Raw genomic sequence first — 15,304 nt, 5'->3', positions numbered from 1 at the left:
GTCAATCCTTAAGGGTGAGGTTGGAGACCTGTGGCTTGCCGCTGGCCGCGCCTGCCGGCTTCGTCGCTGGAATGAAAAGGACCACGACGATGGTCAGCAGGCAGGTGGCGATGAGCACACCCACGACGAGCAGGAAGCCGGTCATCGAGACGAACGTGTTCTCGCCTGCTGCAACGGGCGAGAACACGAGCAACAGGCCCACGACCGAGGCGGCAACCGCCTGGAAGGCCGTACGGGTCACTGCATTGACGCCCGTGGCGGTGCTGGTCTGTTCCGGCAGCACGCATTCGACGATCACCGTCGGCATTCCCGAGTAGAGGAAACCCGTTCCGAAGATCACCACCACCATGCCGGAGATGACCACCGCGATGCTGGTCGGGTCGATGCACACGATCAGCAGGCCGATGATGGTCAGCAGCGAGCCGATCATCAGGCCCATGCGGGCCCCGAAGCGGCTGGAGATCCGGCCGATCAGCGGCGAGATCGCAAACGCCGCGGCGGCGGTGATGAAGCCGAGCAGGCCGGTCACGGAGGCGCTCAGCCCCAGGCCCACCGGCAGCTCCATGACGCTGCCGTCCGCCAGCGGGATGCTGTTCGGATTGCGGTACAGGGTCACGGTGAGGATATTCGTGGTGCCGATCGGGCCGATAGCGATCAGCGCTGTGGCCAGCATGCCCAGGGCGAACTTGCGCTGGGCGAACATCCGCACGTCGATCATCGGCTCGCGGGTGCGCAGCTCCCAGCGGACCCACAGCGCCAGCAGCACCAGACCGCCGACCAAGAAGAGCAGCACCTGCGGGTTGGTGAAGCCCAGGGACTTGCTCAGGGTCAGGCCGTACAGCGCGCCGGCGATGCCGATGCCGAACATCAGGCCGCCCGCCCAGTCCACGTGCACCGCGGAGGCCAGCGAGGACTTCGGTTCGCGGGTGATGCCGAAGTGCACCAGCGCCGCGGCCACGCAGGCGAAGATCGCCGCGGTCCAGAAGATCCAGTGCCAGGTGGCGTAGTCGAGGAACAGTCCGCCGCCGAGCATGCCGCCCGCGCCGGCGATCAGCGCGGAGGTGGAGACCACCGCGATGCCGGTGCCGATCTTGTGCTCCGGGAAGGTGGAGCGCACCATGCCGATGGCCAGCGGCAGCACCGCGCCGGACACGCCCTGCAAGGCGCGGCCGGCAACCAGGATGCCGAAGGTCGGGGCGATCGCGCTGATGACCGAGCCCAGTGCCGAGAGCAGCAGCACCCAGACCAGGATCTTGCGGCGGCCGAACTGGTCACCCAGGCGTCCGACGAAGCTGGTGGCCAGCGCCGCGACCAGCGAGTAGGAGGTGACCACCCAGACCAGCTGGGAGAGGTCGGAGGTGAAGAACTCGCCCGGCGTGTACAGCAGCTGCACCGCCATGGAGGTTTCGAAGGCCGCGACGACCTCCGCGATCACCAGGATCGCCAGTACTGCCGCCACGCTCTGTCCGGCGTGGGTGCGGGCCTTGCCCGCTGCTGCTGGCGTGCTCACGCGGTGTCTCCGTCCAGGATTGCTGCTGCGAGTTCTTCGGATACCTGCCCTGCGGTGCCCCAGAGCACGTCGAGTTCGCGCATCCACAGGAAGAAGCGGTGGATGTGGTTGTCCAGGTCGGCGCCCATGCCGCCATGCAGGTGCTGGGTGGTGTGGACCACGCGGAAGCCGGCCTCGCGGGCCAGCCAGGACGCGCCGAAGGCAGCTTCCGCGCCGTCGCCGTCGTTGTCCAGCTGCCAGGCGGCGTCGATGGTGGACAGCCAGGTGGTTTCAGTGTCGATGAACGCGTCCGCCGCGCGCAGGGCCACCCCCTGGTTGGTGGCGATGGCGCGCCCGAACTGCTTGCGCTCGTTGGTGTAGGCGGCGGTGCGGCGCAGCGCCTCGGCTCCCACGCCGGAGATCAGCGCGGCGGCTGCGGTGAGCAGGCGCGGGCGGATCCAGGCGGAGACCGCGCCGGCCGGCTGGTCGGCGCCGATCAGGTCGGCTGCCTCGATCTGCACGCCGGTGAAGGACAGCTCGGCGTGCTGCTGGCGGGACAGGCCGCGGTACTCGTCCACCGCGATGCCTGCGCGGTCAGCCTCGATGAGCGCGGTCAGCTGGCCGGATGCGGTGTGGAACTGCACCATCAGGTGGGTGGCCGAAGGGACCAGGTAGCCCAGCTCGATGGCGCCGTCCAGCACCCAGCCGGTGCCGGCGGCGGTGCCGTTGACGCGGCGGCGCACCTCCGGCTGCAGCGCGGCGATGCGCACCGAGCCTTCGGAAATGCCTTCGAGCAGCTGCTCGTGGCCGCCGAATTCGGCGATGGCCAAGGCGGCGACTGCGGTGGTGATGAACGGGATGCGGCCCAGGGTGCGGCCCTGTTCACGGGCGACAAGCGCCAGCCCGGCCATGCCCAGTCCCGGCTCCTCCTCGTCCATCGGCAGCAGTGCGTCGATCAGTCCTGATTCAACGACCTGGCCCCACAGGGCCTCGTCGAAGGCGGCGCCGGCCTTTTCGCCGGCGGTGTACAGCTCGTCGGTGCTCAGCGAGGAGAAGATCTGCGCGGCCAGGTCGGTCAGGCCCTGCTGCTCCTCGTCCAGCGAGAACTCCATGCTCGGGGCCTCGATGGTGTTGTTAATGCTCGCGGTGCTCAACGTGCGCTCCTTGCCATGCCGAGGGTGGTCCAGGCGACGATTTCGCGCTGGATTTCGGCGACTCCCCCGCCGAAGGTGTTGATCTGGGCGCCCAGGTTCATCAGGGCCAGGCGTCCGGTGTCGAAGTTCCATGGGGCGTCCGAGATGCGGGTGGCGGTGCCGCCCACGATCTCCAGCAGCGACCGGTACACGTCGATCACGGTTTCGGTGGCGAAGACCTTGGCGGCGGAAGCCGAACCCGGATCCAGCGATCCCTGGGCGGTGGTCTCCACGAGCTTCCAGTTCAGCAGGCGCATGGCGCGCAGCCGGGCGGTGGAGGTGGCCAGCAGCGAGCGGACCCAGGGCTCGTCGCCCAGCGGGGTGCCGTCGGCGGTGACCTGGTCCTTGAGCCATTCGCGGACCTCGTCCAGCTGGGCTTCGCAGATGCCGCTGAAGGCGGCCAGGCCCACGCGTTCGTGGTTCAGCTGGGTGGTGATCAGCTTCCAGCCTTCGTTTTCCTTGCCCACGACGTTGGAGACCGGAACGCGGATGTTGTCGTAGTAGGTGGCGGTGGTGCTGAAGCCGCCCACGGTGTGGATCGGGGTGGCGGAGAAGCCGGGGTCGGTGGTCGGCACCAGGATCAGCGAGATGCCCTTGTGCTTCGGGGCATCCGGGTCGGTGCGGGCGGCCAGCCAGATCCAGTCCGCGCCGTCGCCGCCGGAGGTGAAGACCTTGGAGCCGTTGATGACGTACTCGTCGCCGTCGCGCACCGCGCGGGTGGTCAGCGAGGCCAGGTCGGTGCCCGCCTCCGGCTCGGTGTAGCCGATGGACACGACCAGCTCGCCGGCCAGGATCTTGGGAAGGAAGTAGTCCTTCTGCTCCTGGCTGCCGTGGCTCATCAGGGTCGGGCCCACGGTGGTCATGGTGATCATCGGGATCGGGGCGTCGGCGCGGTAGGCCTCGTCGTAGAAGACGAACTGCGCGGCTGGGCCGCGGCCTTGGCCTCCGTACTCGACGGGCCATCCGATGCCGAGCCATCCGTCCTGGCCCATCTGTCGCTGCACTGCGGAGTGGACCGGGCCCCCGGCCTCACCTTCTTGCTTCAAGCCCGCGCGCACCTCGTCGGTGAGGAGCGTTGCGAAATAGGAGCGAAGCTCCTCGCGGAGAGACTGGATCTCCGTGGAAGAACGTAAATGCATTACGTTGCCTTTCGTCTTTGACTAGGCGTTTACCGAAAATAACGGTGGAATGTGATTCAGATTACTTACCGGCCGGCAAGTAGTCAACGCCTTGCGCGCTGAACGTTGTTCGGCTACCCGGAGGAATTCCCTAGGGATAAATATTTCTTTTCGCAAAGCCCTCTTCGCGGGGCGCAACGACCCCCGCTGCGAAGAAATGCGTTTCTTTCCACCGAACCAGAGCCCACCGGCGCCGAACCGTCATCCGCGAATCTGTTAGCCAGGCTCCGCGTCGCAAAGTGGCAATGGATCCTGGCTGAACAAAAATTGGAATCTTATTGCAGTTCAACGGGGGGGATCCAGCGGATGCAGGTGACCCAAGCGGCACTGGGCGCCGGACGGCACAGGGACCCGGGCCGCAGTGGGCCGGTGAAGCCGCCCCCGAACGGCCACGAATGCCGTCCGCAGCAAGAAATGATGATTTTTCATTCCCGCTGCATCGCGGAGCTTCGGTAGCGAGCAGCCAATGGCTCCTGTGAAAATCCAGCAGTCCCGGCCACTGGGACGAAAAATCCCCCGGAAATTTTTCCGGGGGAAGATCGGTGGCAGAAAACTGCCGAAATCAAGCAATCGACGGGGGCTCTCCTCGTAATAAACCCGTCGATTCGAGCCTTCGGAAGGTGGTCCGTATTGCTCCTCGGACGAACGCCTGCCGCTGGTTCCCGCTGGTCGATCAAGCGCGGTGCCCTGGACTCATAGTCCGCGCGCCGGCCAGCGGTTCGGCAGTTTCATTCCAGCGGAAACCCGGACGCGTAACGCAGCCCTGGCATGGAGTCAGTGGGCGGAGCTGGTCGCGTCGAGCACCTCGTGGATGAACGCATAGACGATCTCGCGGCGGCGTTCGGGCGTCATCCCCGGAACCACCATGCGGTCATCGGTGAAAACGATCTCCCGGTGCAGCATGTCCATGATCAGGATGGCCTTGACCTGGTCCTCGTCGCTCATGTCCGGGAGCATTGCCAATTCCATGGTGCGGCGGCGGTGGTACTCGATCCGTTCCTTGATCTCATCCGGCAGCCAGGTATTGCTGCTGTTGATGGCCAGCACTTCCACCGCGCGCGAGTGCGAGAGCAGGACTTGCGAATAGGTGTAGAGGAATTCCCAGCGCTGCTGCGCGTCGGGGAAACGCTCGGGAGCCTGCTCCAGCAGCTCGTCAATGGTGTCCAGTAGGGGCGAGAGGATTCCGGAGAGGATATCGACCTTGCTCTTGAAGTGGTAGTACAGCGCGGCCTTTGTGAAATCCAGTTGCGCGGCGATGGCGCTGAGCGGGGTTCCTGCATAGCCGTGCTCGACAAACAGATCGGTGGCGACATCGAGGATCTTTTCGCGGCTGCCCTGCTTCTCTCCGGACGGCTTCATGGGGCGTTGCTCAGTCTTCACGTTCTTGATTCCTTAGCTGTGGACGCTAAACCCGATCATATCCGGTGCGCGGGAATGACACTGAGTCGCCGTTTGCCTGCAAAATAATTCGCCGCACCCGGCTGGCCTATTCGGCAGCCCGGTGCGGCGCATGGGTCGATCAATTGCCGGCTACTTCACGGCAGCGTCCTTGAGCTCAACGGAACCTTCCGCGACTGCCGCGGCCGTGGCGACTCCGCGGTCCAGCACGATCTTCCCGTCGGCGAGCACCTGGAACAGGGCGCCGTCGCTGGTGTTCCAGATGCGGGTTTCCAGCATTTGCCCCGGGAAGACCGGAGCGGCGAAGCGGGCGTTGATTGAGCCCAGGCCTCGTTCGGCCAGCAGCCGCGAGTTGCGCACCAGCGCAAGGGCCGCCATGCCGTAGGTGCACAGGCCATGCAGCACCGGGCGAGGGAAGCCGACCTTGCTGGCCATCACGGGGTCGGAGTGCAGCGGGTTGCGGTCGCCGTTCAGGCGGTACAGCAGCGCCTGGTCGACGCTGGTCGCCTGCGTGATGACTGCGTCAGGTTCGGTTGCCGGATCGGTCCAACCGCCAGCTCCTTCCGGTCGCGGCCCATAGCCGGTTTCGCCGCGGATGATCATGGAGATCACTGTCGTGGCGACCAGCTGGTCTTCAGGGTCCACCAGATCGGTGGTCAGCTCGATGATTGCGTTCTTGCCTTGGTCGTAGACGGCGCTCATGTAGCTGCGCGGGGTGAGGGAACCCTGCGGGGCGAGTTGCCGGTGCAGTACGAGCGACTGGCCTCCGTGCAGGATCTGGTGCAGCTTGAAGTCTCCGAGGTGATCCATGGAACCGCCACTGCCGCCGAGGACGACAGGGAAGGTCGGGAAGACCTTTTGGCGGACCCCAAAGGAATTCTCGGTAGTGTATTCGATGCCTTCGGTTGCGTCCGGACGCCCGGCACCGATGCTCAGCGCATAGAGCAGGGCTGCATCGCTGTCCCAAGTGACGGGTTCTCCTACGGTGACCTTGCCGATATTCTCAGTAAAAATTGCCATGATCTTGCCCTTCCATCCCGCAATCTTATGATGCGAGTCACTTATCTCCACCAAGACTATAACTAGATTCTAATTTTCGTCTAGGGCTTCCCCGCGCAAAATCTGCTTTGGGTCCTTGCCTCAGGGATTGCCCAGATCAAGAACGGGAAGCTGCCTGCCCATAGCAGAGCCATAGGCCAGCTTTTGGCATTGCTGGCAATGAACACCCCTCGAACCTGAGAGAAACCTCTTGATTCTCGAAGATGCCTCCTTGCCCGAAGACCCACTTCTAAGCTCAAGGGCATACAGGGTCGCTCTGTATAGATCCATGGCAACCGAACGTCGGAATGCGCATCCGACTTCACGTACGTCCCTAGAGAAAGGCGTGACATGAGCAACGAGAACTTTCCCAACACCAGCCCGTCTCCCGATCTGTCCGAGCCGGCCAACGGGACGGGAGTCCCTCCCCAGCCACGGGTGGCCCCGGCTCCGCCAGTTCCTCCAATGAATGACCAGTTCCTCCCTGAGCACGTGGAAACCGACTCTGCATCGCGCGTCGGCGCTGCCCACGGCGGGGAGGACGAATCCAAGCTAGCCCAGGCCGGCGAGGCGACCAAGGACCTTGCCGCCGAGAGCCAGCATTCGGCAGCCGAAGTCATGGACACCGCGAAGCAGGAAGCGACCATGGTCGCTGGCCAGGCCAAGGAACAAGCTGCCCACCTCTTTGAAGAGCTCGGCGCGGATTTGCGCGAGCAAACTTCGCTGCAGCAACGCAAGGTTGCCGAGAACCTTCGAGATATCAGCAACGAGTTCCGCTCAATGCTCGACCAATCGCAGGCCACCGGCACCGCGGCTACGCTGGTGGATCAGGCGTCCCATCACAGTGGCCGCGTCGCGGACTGGTTGGACCAACGCGAACCCGGCGATCTGGTGGACGAGGTCAAGGATTTCGCCCGCAAACGCCCCGGCGCGTTCTTGGGCATCGCCCTGGGCGCTGGCTTGCTGGCGGGTCGAATCACGCGCAACGCCAGCGCCTCGAAAGAACGTCAGCGGCAGTCGCCAGAGGCAACCGCCAATGCCCCGGCGGGCACCAGCTATCCTTCCGAGCGACCGCACGCCGAACCGCTGAAGACCGCTCCCCGTGTCACGCCGCCACCGGTGGGGCAGGCCGATCCATCGGCGCTTCGCACCGGCACGACCGAGGACGAGCTGAACGACAATCCACTTCAGAAATACCCAGGGCTGAACCCGCGCCCTGAAGACTACCGGTAGGAGGCACCGATGAGTCATTCTGCTCCAGACTACGAACCTCATCCAGAGAACCCCGATACCCGCCCCCATAACCCCCGGATGGAAGAACCAAACACTCTGGGAACCCTCTTCAGCGACCTGACGCAGAACGTTTCGGTCCTGGTCCGGCAGGAAGTGGAGCTGGCCAAGACAGAGCTGAAGGAGTCCGCGAGCAATGCGGGCAAGGGGGCCGGGATGTACGCCGGAGCCGGGATCGCAGCGCATTTCGTCCTGCTTTTCCTCTCCGTAGCCGCATGGGTAGGAATCGGCCAGTGGACTGGCCATGGCTGGTCCGCGGTGATCGTCGCGGTGATCTGGGCAGTCATTGCCGCGATTCTCGCGGTCGTGGCGCGCAAGCAGCTCAAGTCGGTCAAGGGCATGCCGAAGACCGCCCAAACAGTGAAGAAGATCCCGTCAGCTTTCAATCCGAAAGAGGAAACCCGATGAGCAAGGATTCAAATGAACTTCGAGCAGACATCGCGCAGACCCGCGATGAGCTGCGCAACGATGTCGATGCGATTGTCGACAAGGTCAGCCCCAGCCACATCGCACACCGGCAAACCGCCAGAATCAAGGATTCGGTGAGCAGGGTCAAGGAAACAGTCATGGGACGGAGTGAAGACGTGAGCGAACGAACCCAGCAAGCAGCGCACGATGCCAGCGACGCAGTCCATGAAGCACCGCAGAAGGTCGCAGAGCAGACCCGCGGCAACCCCCTGGCCGCCGGGCTCATCGCTTTCGGTGCGGGGCTGCTCGCCTCGTCCCTTATTCCGGGAAGCCGCCAGGAGGAAGAGATGGTTCAACGCTTGAAGGACAAGGCCGAGCCGTTGACGACTGAGCTTAGCGATGCGGCCAAGCAGGTGGCTGAAGACATGAAAGAGCCGGTGTCGGCCGTAGTGGATGACCTCAAGGACACCGCTCAGCAGTCCGTGGATCGGGTGAAAGCGGAGGCCGTGAGCGAATCCGAGCATCTGAAGCAAGAAGCCAAGAGCAGCGTCCAGGACTACAAGGACCAAGCCTGACGAAAACCGATTAGCGCCAGGGCCGGCATCCCTCACAGGATGCCGGCCCTGGTGCGCGACGCGAGCGAGTCACGACAGGAGCATCGGCGTCCCCTGCTGAGCGGGCAGGGTCTGCTCCGATACGCTGGGCGCATGGGGTTGGATCCCGTATAACGATCGATTGATCTGGTCGATGAGATCTTGGAGCGATGCGACTTTCCCGCGCCAGAACGCATCATTCTCCCGAGCCCGGAATCCCTCGTACCCGTCATTCGACTCAATCAGCTCAACAAAGTGATCGCGATAAGCGCAAAGCGCAGCATTCAGCTCGGCGATTTGATCATCGTCGAGGTGGATGTTCAATAACGACCCTGACATTTCAGACCTTCCTTGCATCCCGGGGTGGGCCTGACGGCTTTGCCAGGCACACACTTCGAACAACTACTTAGGCCCTACCAGAAATTTCCCGCTACGACAGCGGAAATCGTGAATAAGGCCGCCACTGCATATCTCTCCGCTTCGCTGTTTCGCGCAACTGCGAAGCACCTTGTGCTTCTTGGCAGCGCATACCGAGCCTCGAAGCTTACCGCGGCGAAATGGACCCGTGTGGGGAAAGTGCCTGATCTCGACATGCCTCAGCGGCCAATCCAAGCCCGCACATTACCGAGAACAACGCGCCATCGACAACCAGCGGTTCATGAATCAGGCCAGCGGCACTGCGATGGCCGCTCGCCTCGGCTCTCGTCCCAATTGCTGTGGCTAGGGTCAACTCGCTAGTTCCTTGGGAGCCTCGCCCTTTGCCGCCGTTGAAATCTTGATGCGACGCGGCTTCGCGGCCTCAGCCACCGCGATGTCAAGGCGCAGGACACCGTCTGCGTAACGAGCTTGGATGGATGCCGGATCGAGATGGTCGCCAAGCACCAGCTCTCGGCTGAACTGGCCCCAAAGGCGCTCGGAGCCCGCGATATATTGACGGCCTTCCGGCTTGGCGCGTTCGGCACGAATCGTGAGAATGCTTTTTTCCACAACCATCTCGATTTGCTGGGCGTCCACGCCCGGGAGGTCGAACTCCGCGTGGAAGCCCTCCTCGTCCCGCCACGCCTCCATCGGCATGGCGTGGACTGGCTCGGAGCTGAGCTGGGTGTTGAAAGCGCGTTGGACCAAGCGGTCGAAATCACGAAGAACATCGGTTTGCATCATCGAAACTCATTCCTTTCGAAGCTGACATACGGTGATGGTGCAATTCACATCCCGCCAGATCTATGTCTGACGATGTAGATTTTATAACACGGCCTCGTGGCGGTACGCAAGATGCCTCGGGGAGTGTTTTTCGGGAAATGCGGAGAAACTTGGGCAGGCGCAGGCCTCGCCTTCGACGGCTGCCGATGCCCCGGCATGACCCCACAGTGAATAGTAGAAGCCGCATCCGTTGCCATCCGGCAAAGCAGCGGCACTGGAGTTCAAGCTTCACGGAATGCAGGCAGCTGCTTCACCACCGGCTCCGAGGCGTCGATGTTCCTGGAGCATAGTTCCCCGCTGTCCACCGGGCCTCGGCAACCGGGCGTCGTGATATCGGTGCACCCGGTTCAGGGGAAGCCCCGGTTTGTCCCAGCGGCCCTGGGCTCCTACGCATCCCGTACCCTTCCGCTGGGCGGGAGGAGCCCTTTGCCGACCAGAACCTGCAGGTGCCTCCGCGCGGGGGCACTGAGATGCCCTGGATAATTCTTGAGCTGTTCCGCCGTGGGACGTGATACTGGTGGGTTCCCGGCAATGGCGTAATCGCACGACATCAGGAATCCAAATGCGCAAGAAGGCAACGCCGCTGGCGGGATGCTTCCTTGCTGCATCCCGCACCTTGTCCGCGCGGGCACGCGAACCTGAGCCAGCTTTTCTTGGAAATGATTCTTGCCCAGCGCCGATTCGAGGGGAGTTTGCGCAGGATGTCCGCAGGGACAGTTCACACGCCAAAGGGTGCAGCACCCCCCCGGCGGGCTCCGGGGAGTGCTGCACCCTTTGGCGTGTTGCCCTAAATCAAGTCGCCAGCCGGTTCGGCCTTGACCGGCGTCACCATGGCGGCATCCTGCGGTACCCAGACCTTCGGGGTGCGGCTGAGCATGAATGCGATCACCAGGGCGGCGAGGCCGAAGACCGCGACGAAGCCGAAGGCCTCGAAGACGCCCTGCTCCCCCACCGCGGTGGTGACCGGGTCCTGGTGGCGGGCCAGCAGGTAGGCGCCCACGGCGGTGGCCACGGACTGGCCGATATTGCGGACCATGGTGTTGGTTCCGGCGCTCTCCGAGGTATGCGTCTCGGGAACCGCCTCGATCAGCACGTTCGGCAGGGCGCCGAAGGTCAGGGCGATGCCCACCGCGTTGACCGACATGGCCACCAGGAAGACCAGCATGTTGCCCAGGGTGAACATGATTGTTGCGACAGCGGCGAGCATCAGCAGCAGGCCGGTGATGAACACGAAGCGCGCGTTGAACACCTGGGCGAGCTTGCCGCCCAGCGGGGAGAAGAAGTAGCCAAGCAGCGCGGTGCCGCCGCTGAACAGGCCTGCGGCCGCGGCGGAGAAGCCCAGGCCGAAGCCCATTTCCACCGGGTACTGCAGCACGTACTGGCTCGGCACCGACATGCCGCCGATAGGCCCGACCGCAGCCAAGAAGGTGGCGGTCATGACCAGGGCGATCTGGCGGTTCTTGAACATCTTCAGGTTAACGATCGGGCGCTGGGAATGCAGTTCCCACCAGACCCATACGGCGACGATCACCAGACCGGCGATCAGCAGTCCGCCGCCGCCCAGCGAGGCCCAGCCGGCCTTGGCGCTGTTGGACAGGCCCAGCAGGATGCCGGAAGCACCCAGCGGCAGCAGCAGCGCGCCGGCGATATCCAGCCGGCCGGAAGTGGTTTCGCGGGGCTTGTCCTTCGGAAGCACCACGAGGACGGCAATGACCGCCAGCACTGCCAGCACGCCGGCGAACAGGAAGATTCCATGCCAGGAGAAGGAGTCGATCATCAGGCCGGCAATCAGGGCGCCGCCGGCGCCGGCGATCAGCGCGGAGGCGCCGATCATGGAGACGCCCACGGGCAGGCGCTTCTCGTCGAGGTGCTCGCGGGCCAGGCCGAATGCCAGACCCATGACGGCACCGGCCGCACCTTGGATGCCGCGGCCGAGGATGATCATTTCAAGGCTGCTGCCGACCAGGGAGATCAGCGAGCCGATGGCGGCCAGGGCTAGCACCACCACCATGACCCGGCGCCTGCCGTACAGGTCGCCGAAGCGTCCGCCGAGCAGCGCCGCCGACGCGGACACCAGAAGGTAGATGGTGACCACCCAGGCCACGGCATTCGCATCCACGTGGAAGTCCGCCATGAGCGTCGGGAGGGTTACGTACATCATTGAAAGCTCGAACGCTGAAACAATCTCTGTCAGCACCAAGACCGCGACTACCGCCACGAATCCCGGAGCCGATGCACGCGTCGCACTCAGCTTTGGGGGTCTAGCCTGAGACATCTTTGTCCTGCCTTACCGCGCCGTTTCGGCGCTCTGAGGGGTCACCTAGGCACCCTCCGGACAGGACGCCCGGGCAAGGCCATGCGGTGATGTTCTTGCCCGAGCGGGCAGCTGTTTTAGTGGGTTGCGATACCCACCGACTTGGTCCAGAAGAACTCTTCCAGACCTTCAAGTCCGCCTTCGTTTCCGATGCCTGAGTGGCCGATGCCGCCGAAGGGGCGTTCGGCCGTGGCATTGAAGGCGCCGTTGACTGCGATCTCGCCGGTCTCCATCGACTCGGCCAGCCGCAGCCCGCGTCCCAGATCAGAGGTCCAGATGTACCCCGAAAGTCCGTAATCCGTGCCGTTCGCGATGTCCAGCGCATGCGCTTCATCGCGGAACGGAATCACCGCCAGCACCGGGCCGAATACCTCGTTCTGCGCCAGCGATCCATCCGGCTCCACGTCGGCCACGATGGTCGGCGGGTAGTAGAAGCCCTCGGCCAGATCCCCGCCCAGGCGCTGCCCGCCGGTGACCAGGCGTCCACCTTCTTCCAGCGCGTCGCCGAGCATCGAGTCGATGCGGTCGATCGCGGCCTGGTTGATGACCGGTCCGCACATGGTGTATTCGCCGGCCGGATCCCCGATGGGGAACTGCGCCGCGGCCTGCGCGACCTTTTCGATGAACTGCTCGTACACCGATTCCTGCACCAGCAGGCGGGTCGGCAGCGCGCAGGCCTGGCCGCTCATCATGCCGAAGGCGAAGAATGCCGCGTGGCCGGCGGCCTTGTCCAGGTCGGCGTCTTCGAAGACCAGGTTGGCGGACTTGCCGCCCAGTTCCAGGATCATCGGCTTGAAGGTCTTGGCGCAGGAGGCGGCGATGATTTGCGCGGTGGCCGGTCCCCCGGTGAAGGTGATCTTCTTGACCAGGCGGTGCTCGACCAGTGCGGCGCCGGCCTGCGGGCCGCCGGGAACGATGTTGATCACGCCGTCCGGGATCCCCGCCTCGCGGGCCAGGTCCGCGAAGACGGTCGGGGTGAACGGGGTCAGCTCGCTGGGCTTGATGACCACGGTGTTGCCGGCGGCCAGGGCCGCCGGGACCTTCATGGCCAGGGACATCAGCGGCGCGTTCCAGGTGATGATGGCGCCGATGACGCCGTAGGGCTGGCGCAGCGTGTGGCCGAAGGATCCGCCGGCCCCGCCGTTGCTGGTGATGCGGCCCAGCGGCAGCTTGTCCGCCCAGCCTGCGTAGTAGCGGGTCCATTCCACTGCGGCGCCGACCATGTTCCCCGCGGTGACGCGCGGGGCGCCGTTGTCCGCCATGCCTGCGGCGGCCAGCAGCTCGGTGTTCTCCTCCATGAGCTCGGCGAGCTTCATCAGCTTGCGCGAGCGCTGGCTGGCGGGCAGCGCGCGCCATTCCAGGAAGGCGGCGTGGGCTGACTGCACGGCCTGGTCGATCTGTTCGGTGGAGGCCATGGGCACCAGGCCATTGACCTTTCCGGTGGCAGGGTCGATGTGCTCGTGGGTGGTGTCGCCCTGAAGGATCACCTGCGCACCGATGCGCAGGGACGGGGCAGGCAGCTGGATGCCAGTTTCGACGCTCATGAGTTGGTCTCCGGTTCGTAGCGAAGCATGGTGATGTCTCCCTCGGGGTGGTCGCAGAAGACCGGGCGGACGCGCATGCCGATCTCCAGCTGCGCCGGGTCGGCGTTGACGATTTCGGTGGAGAACTTCGGTCCCTCGTCCCACTGGACGATGGCCAGGATCATTTCCCCGGCCGAGGCGAAATGGGCGGCTGGCGGGCGGGTGGCCACAGTGTAGGTGTACAGCGTGCCGGCGCCGGAGATCTCGCGCCATTCAAGGTCGTCGGCCAGGGTGCGCGGGGCCAGCGGGCGCGGGTAGAAGATGTACTCCCCCAGTGACGGCGAGTACTGGATGCGGATCTTGCGCTCGGCAAGGGCGTCCCAGAACGGGCGGGTCAACGGGGTCGGAACCGGCAGCGGCCGGGACAGGGTTTCCGGGGTGTAGGTGGTCATTTTCTGGTTTTCCCTTTCTAGTCGCCCTGCAGGATCAGCGCGGTCTGCTCGCTCATGATGCCGCCGTTGCCGCTGACGAACGCGCGGTTGCAGTCGGCCACCTGGGCGGCGTTGGCGCGGCCCATGATCTGGCGCGCCCCGTCGATGACGTGGTGCATGCCGCCTGCCACACCGGCCTGGCCGAAGGACAGCTGCCCGCCGGCGGTGTTCATCGGGAAGTCCCCGCGGAAGGTCAGATCGTGGTTGGTCACGAAGTCCATGCCCTTGCCCTTTTCCGCGAAGCCCGCGTCTTCCAGGCTCATCAGCACGGTGATGGAGTAGCAGTCGTAGATGGAGACCATGTCCACCTCGGAGCGGGTGATGCCTGCCATGGAGAACGCCTGCTCGGCGGCGTGCACCATCGGCGAGGTCATCAGGTCGCGGGCGTAGGTCGGGGTCTTGTAGGGCACGCGTTCACCGAAGCCGGTGATCCACACCGGGCGGTTCTTGGACTTGCGGGCCAGATCCGCGTTGCCCACCACCACTGCCGCGCCGCCCTGGCAGGGCATGACGATTTCAAGCATGTGCAGCGGGTCGGCGATCATCGGCGAGTTCAGCACGTCGGCCACGGTGATCGGCTGGCCGTGGAACACCGCCTCCGGGGTGGCGCAGGCGTTGGTGCGCTGGTCCACGGCGATCTTGGCCATGGCCCGCTCGTCGTAGCCGAACTCGTAGCCGTAGCGCTTGGCGATCTGCCCGTAGGGGCCGTTCTGGCCCAGGTTGCCGTAGGGGATCTCGAACTCGGCCTGTGGGGAGCCGAAGGCGTTGGAGGAAGCCCCGAAGTGCATCTTGTCGTCCATCACGAACGGCTTGCGGTCGTCCATCGGGAAGTGGTGGGTGCCGGGGAAGGTCACCAGCACCGCGTCGCACAGGCCCAGCTCCACGGCGGCCGCGGCGCGCCAGATGCCGGCCGCGGATCCCGCGCCGCCCAGGTCGACGATCTCCGCGAAGTTCGCGTCGATGCCCAGGTATTCGGTGACGGTGGATGGAACGAACATGTCCGCCTCCCCGATCAGCGGGGTGATCACGCCGTTGACGTCCGTGGCGGACAGTCCGGCGTCATCCAGCGCGGCCTTGGACAGCCGGGCCCACTGCTCCAGGTTGAACGACGGTTCGCGGGTGAGCTTTCGCTGCGGTGGAAGTTCGCAGTAGCCGAGGATGGCGGCTTCGCCTCTCAGTCCCATGGGGT

The 15,304-nt window shown here is 64.7% G+C and carries 14 protein-coding genes; 3 read left to right on the top strand and 11 right to left on the bottom strand.

Annotation, left to right across the window (positions count from 1 at the left end; translation table 11 throughout):
* Position 1 precedes the first annotated feature (1 nt).
* From RF641_RS05240 to RF641_RS05220, 5 genes are all read right to left on the bottom strand, one after another.
* The gene (locus RF641_RS05240) at positions 2-1,510 is read right to left on the bottom strand and encodes an MFS transporter (protein ID WP_053798927.1); all 1,509 of its coding nucleotides are present in this window, start codon (positions 1,508-1,510) and stop codon (positions 2-4) included.
* On the bottom strand, positions 1,507-2,643 hold the full coding sequence (locus RF641_RS05235) for an acyl-CoA dehydrogenase family protein (protein WP_113607105.1): 1,137 nt from the start codon (positions 2,641-2,643) through the stop codon (positions 1,507-1,509). Before RF641_RS05235 ends, RF641_RS05240 begins: the two co-directional genes overlap by 4 nt.
* Positions 2,640-3,821, bottom strand: coding sequence for an acyl-CoA dehydrogenase family protein (locus RF641_RS05230; protein WP_047120259.1), 1,182 nt, complete (start codon positions 3,819-3,821; stop codon positions 2,640-2,642). Before RF641_RS05230 ends, RF641_RS05235 begins: the two co-directional genes overlap by 4 nt.
* A gap of 813 nt (positions 3,822-4,634) precedes the next feature.
* Positions 4,635-5,240 (bottom strand): TetR/AcrR family transcriptional regulator, encoded by a 606-nt coding sequence (locus RF641_RS05225; RefSeq protein WP_424572712.1) that lies wholly within the window; start codon positions 5,238-5,240, stop codon positions 4,635-4,637.
* Positions 5,241-5,390: 150 nt separating this feature from the next.
* A complete protein-coding gene (locus tag RF641_RS05220; RefSeq protein ID WP_424572711.1) occupies positions 5,391-6,278 on the bottom strand; it encodes a MaoC/PaaZ C-terminal domain-containing protein in 888 nt (295 codons plus the stop codon).
* A 483-nt stretch (positions 6,279-6,761) separates the two neighbouring features.
* Here RF641_RS05220 and RF641_RS05215 point away from each other — a divergent pair, with 483 nt between their 5' ends.
* The 3 genes from RF641_RS05215 to RF641_RS05205 are packed head-to-tail and all read left to right on the top strand — an operon-like array spanning position 6,762 to position 8,569.
* A complete protein-coding gene (locus RF641_RS05215; RefSeq protein WP_424572710.1) occupies positions 6,762-7,529 on the top strand; it encodes a hypothetical protein in 768 nt (255 codons plus the stop codon).
* Between the two features lie 9 nt (positions 7,530-7,538).
* The gene (locus RF641_RS05210; protein WP_424572709.1) at positions 7,539-7,994 is read left to right on the top strand and encodes a phage holin family protein; all 456 of its coding nucleotides are present in this window, start codon (positions 7,539-7,541) and stop codon (positions 7,992-7,994) included.
* Positions 7,991-8,569, top strand: coding sequence for a DUF3618 domain-containing protein (locus RF641_RS05205; protein WP_424572708.1), 579 nt, complete (start codon positions 7,991-7,993; stop codon positions 8,567-8,569). Before RF641_RS05210 ends, RF641_RS05205 begins: the two co-directional genes overlap by 4 nt.
* Positions 8,570-8,638: 69 nt before the next feature.
* On the opposite strand, the gene RF641_RS05200 is transcribed toward RF641_RS05205, so the two are convergent.
* The 6 genes from RF641_RS05200 to RF641_RS05175 all read right to left on the bottom strand — a co-directional run bounded on the left by RF641_RS05200 (position 8,639) and on the right by RF641_RS05175 (position 15,299).
* Positions 8,639-8,926 carry a hypothetical protein gene (locus RF641_RS05200; RefSeq protein ID WP_047120262.1) on the bottom strand — a complete coding sequence of 96 codons (288 nt, stop codon included), beginning with the start codon at positions 8,924-8,926 and terminating at the stop codon, positions 8,639-8,641.
* A gap of 387 nt (positions 8,927-9,313) precedes the next feature.
* Positions 9,314-9,748 (bottom strand): Hsp20/alpha crystallin family protein, encoded by a 435-nt coding sequence (locus RF641_RS05195; protein WP_424572707.1) that lies wholly within the window; start codon positions 9,746-9,748, stop codon positions 9,314-9,316.
* Between the two features lie 826 nt (positions 9,749-10,574).
* Positions 10,575-12,062, bottom strand: coding sequence for an MFS transporter (locus RF641_RS05190; protein ID WP_424572706.1), 1,488 nt, complete (start codon positions 12,060-12,062; stop codon positions 10,575-10,577).
* 116 nt (positions 12,063-12,178) lie between these two features.
* Entirely contained in the window at positions 12,179-13,645 is a 1,467-nt protein-coding gene (locus RF641_RS05185) for an aldehyde dehydrogenase family protein (protein WP_424572705.1), read from the bottom strand.
* The gene (locus RF641_RS05180; protein WP_047120267.1) at positions 13,642-14,076 is read right to left on the bottom strand and encodes a Zn-ribbon domain-containing OB-fold protein; all 435 of its coding nucleotides are present in this window, start codon (positions 14,074-14,076) and stop codon (positions 13,642-13,644) included. The genes RF641_RS05185 and RF641_RS05180 overlap by 4 nt, the downstream gene beginning before the upstream one ends.
* Before the next feature lie 17 nt (positions 14,077-14,093).
* Complete coding sequence (locus RF641_RS05175; RefSeq protein WP_047120268.1) at positions 14,094-15,299, bottom strand: thiolase family protein; 1,206 nt, start codon at positions 15,297-15,299, stop codon at positions 14,094-14,096.
* Between the last annotated feature and the right edge of the window lie 5 nt (positions 15,300-15,304).

The sequence above is a fragment of the Arthrobacter sp. 'calajunan' genome (assembly GCF_046940185.1).
GTDB lineage: Bacteria > Actinomycetota > Actinomycetes > Actinomycetales > Micrococcaceae > Glutamicibacter > Glutamicibacter soli.
This window is presented reverse-complemented; position numbering and strand designations above follow the sequence as displayed.

Bases quoted from the DNA above. Each gene is read 5' to 3' on its own strand.
- RF641_RS05185 (WP_424572705.1), bottom strand. From the start codon at position 13,645: ATGAGCGTCGAAACTGGCATCCAGCTGCCTGCCCCGTCCCTGCGCATC.
- RF641_RS05230 (WP_047120259.1), bottom strand. From the start codon at position 3,821: ATGCATTTACGTTCTTCCACGGAGATCCAGTCTCTCCGCGAGGAGCTT.
- RF641_RS05220 (WP_424572711.1), bottom strand. From the start codon at position 6,278: ATGGCAATTTTTACTGAGAATATCGGCAAGGTCACCGTAGGAGAACCC.
- RF641_RS05210 (WP_424572709.1), top strand. From the start codon at position 7,539: ATGAGTCATTCTGCTCCAGACTACGAACCTCATCCAGAGAACCCCGAT.
- RF641_RS05215 (WP_424572710.1), top strand. From the start codon at position 6,762: ATGAATGACCAGTTCCTCCCTGAGCACGTGGAAACCGACTCTGCATCG.
- RF641_RS05175 (WP_047120268.1), bottom strand. From the start codon at position 15,299: ATGGGACTGAGAGGCGAAGCCGCCATCCTCGGCTACTGCGAACTTCCA.
- RF641_RS05180 (WP_047120267.1), bottom strand. From the start codon at position 14,076: ATGACCACCTACACCCCGGAAACCCTGTCCCGGCCGCTGCCGGTTCCG.
- RF641_RS05205 (WP_424572708.1), top strand. From the start codon at position 7,991: ATGAGCAAGGATTCAAATGAACTTCGAGCAGACATCGCGCAGACCCGC.
- RF641_RS05195 (WP_424572707.1), bottom strand. From the start codon at position 9,748: ATGATGCAAACCGATGTTCTTCGTGATTTCGACCGCTTGGTCCAACGC.
- RF641_RS05190 (WP_424572706.1), bottom strand. From the start codon at position 12,062: ATGTCTCAGGCTAGACCCCCAAAGCTGAGTGCGACGCGTGCATCGGCT.
- RF641_RS05200 (WP_047120262.1), bottom strand. From the start codon at position 8,926: ATGTCAGGGTCGTTATTGAACATCCACCTCGACGATGATCAAATCGCC.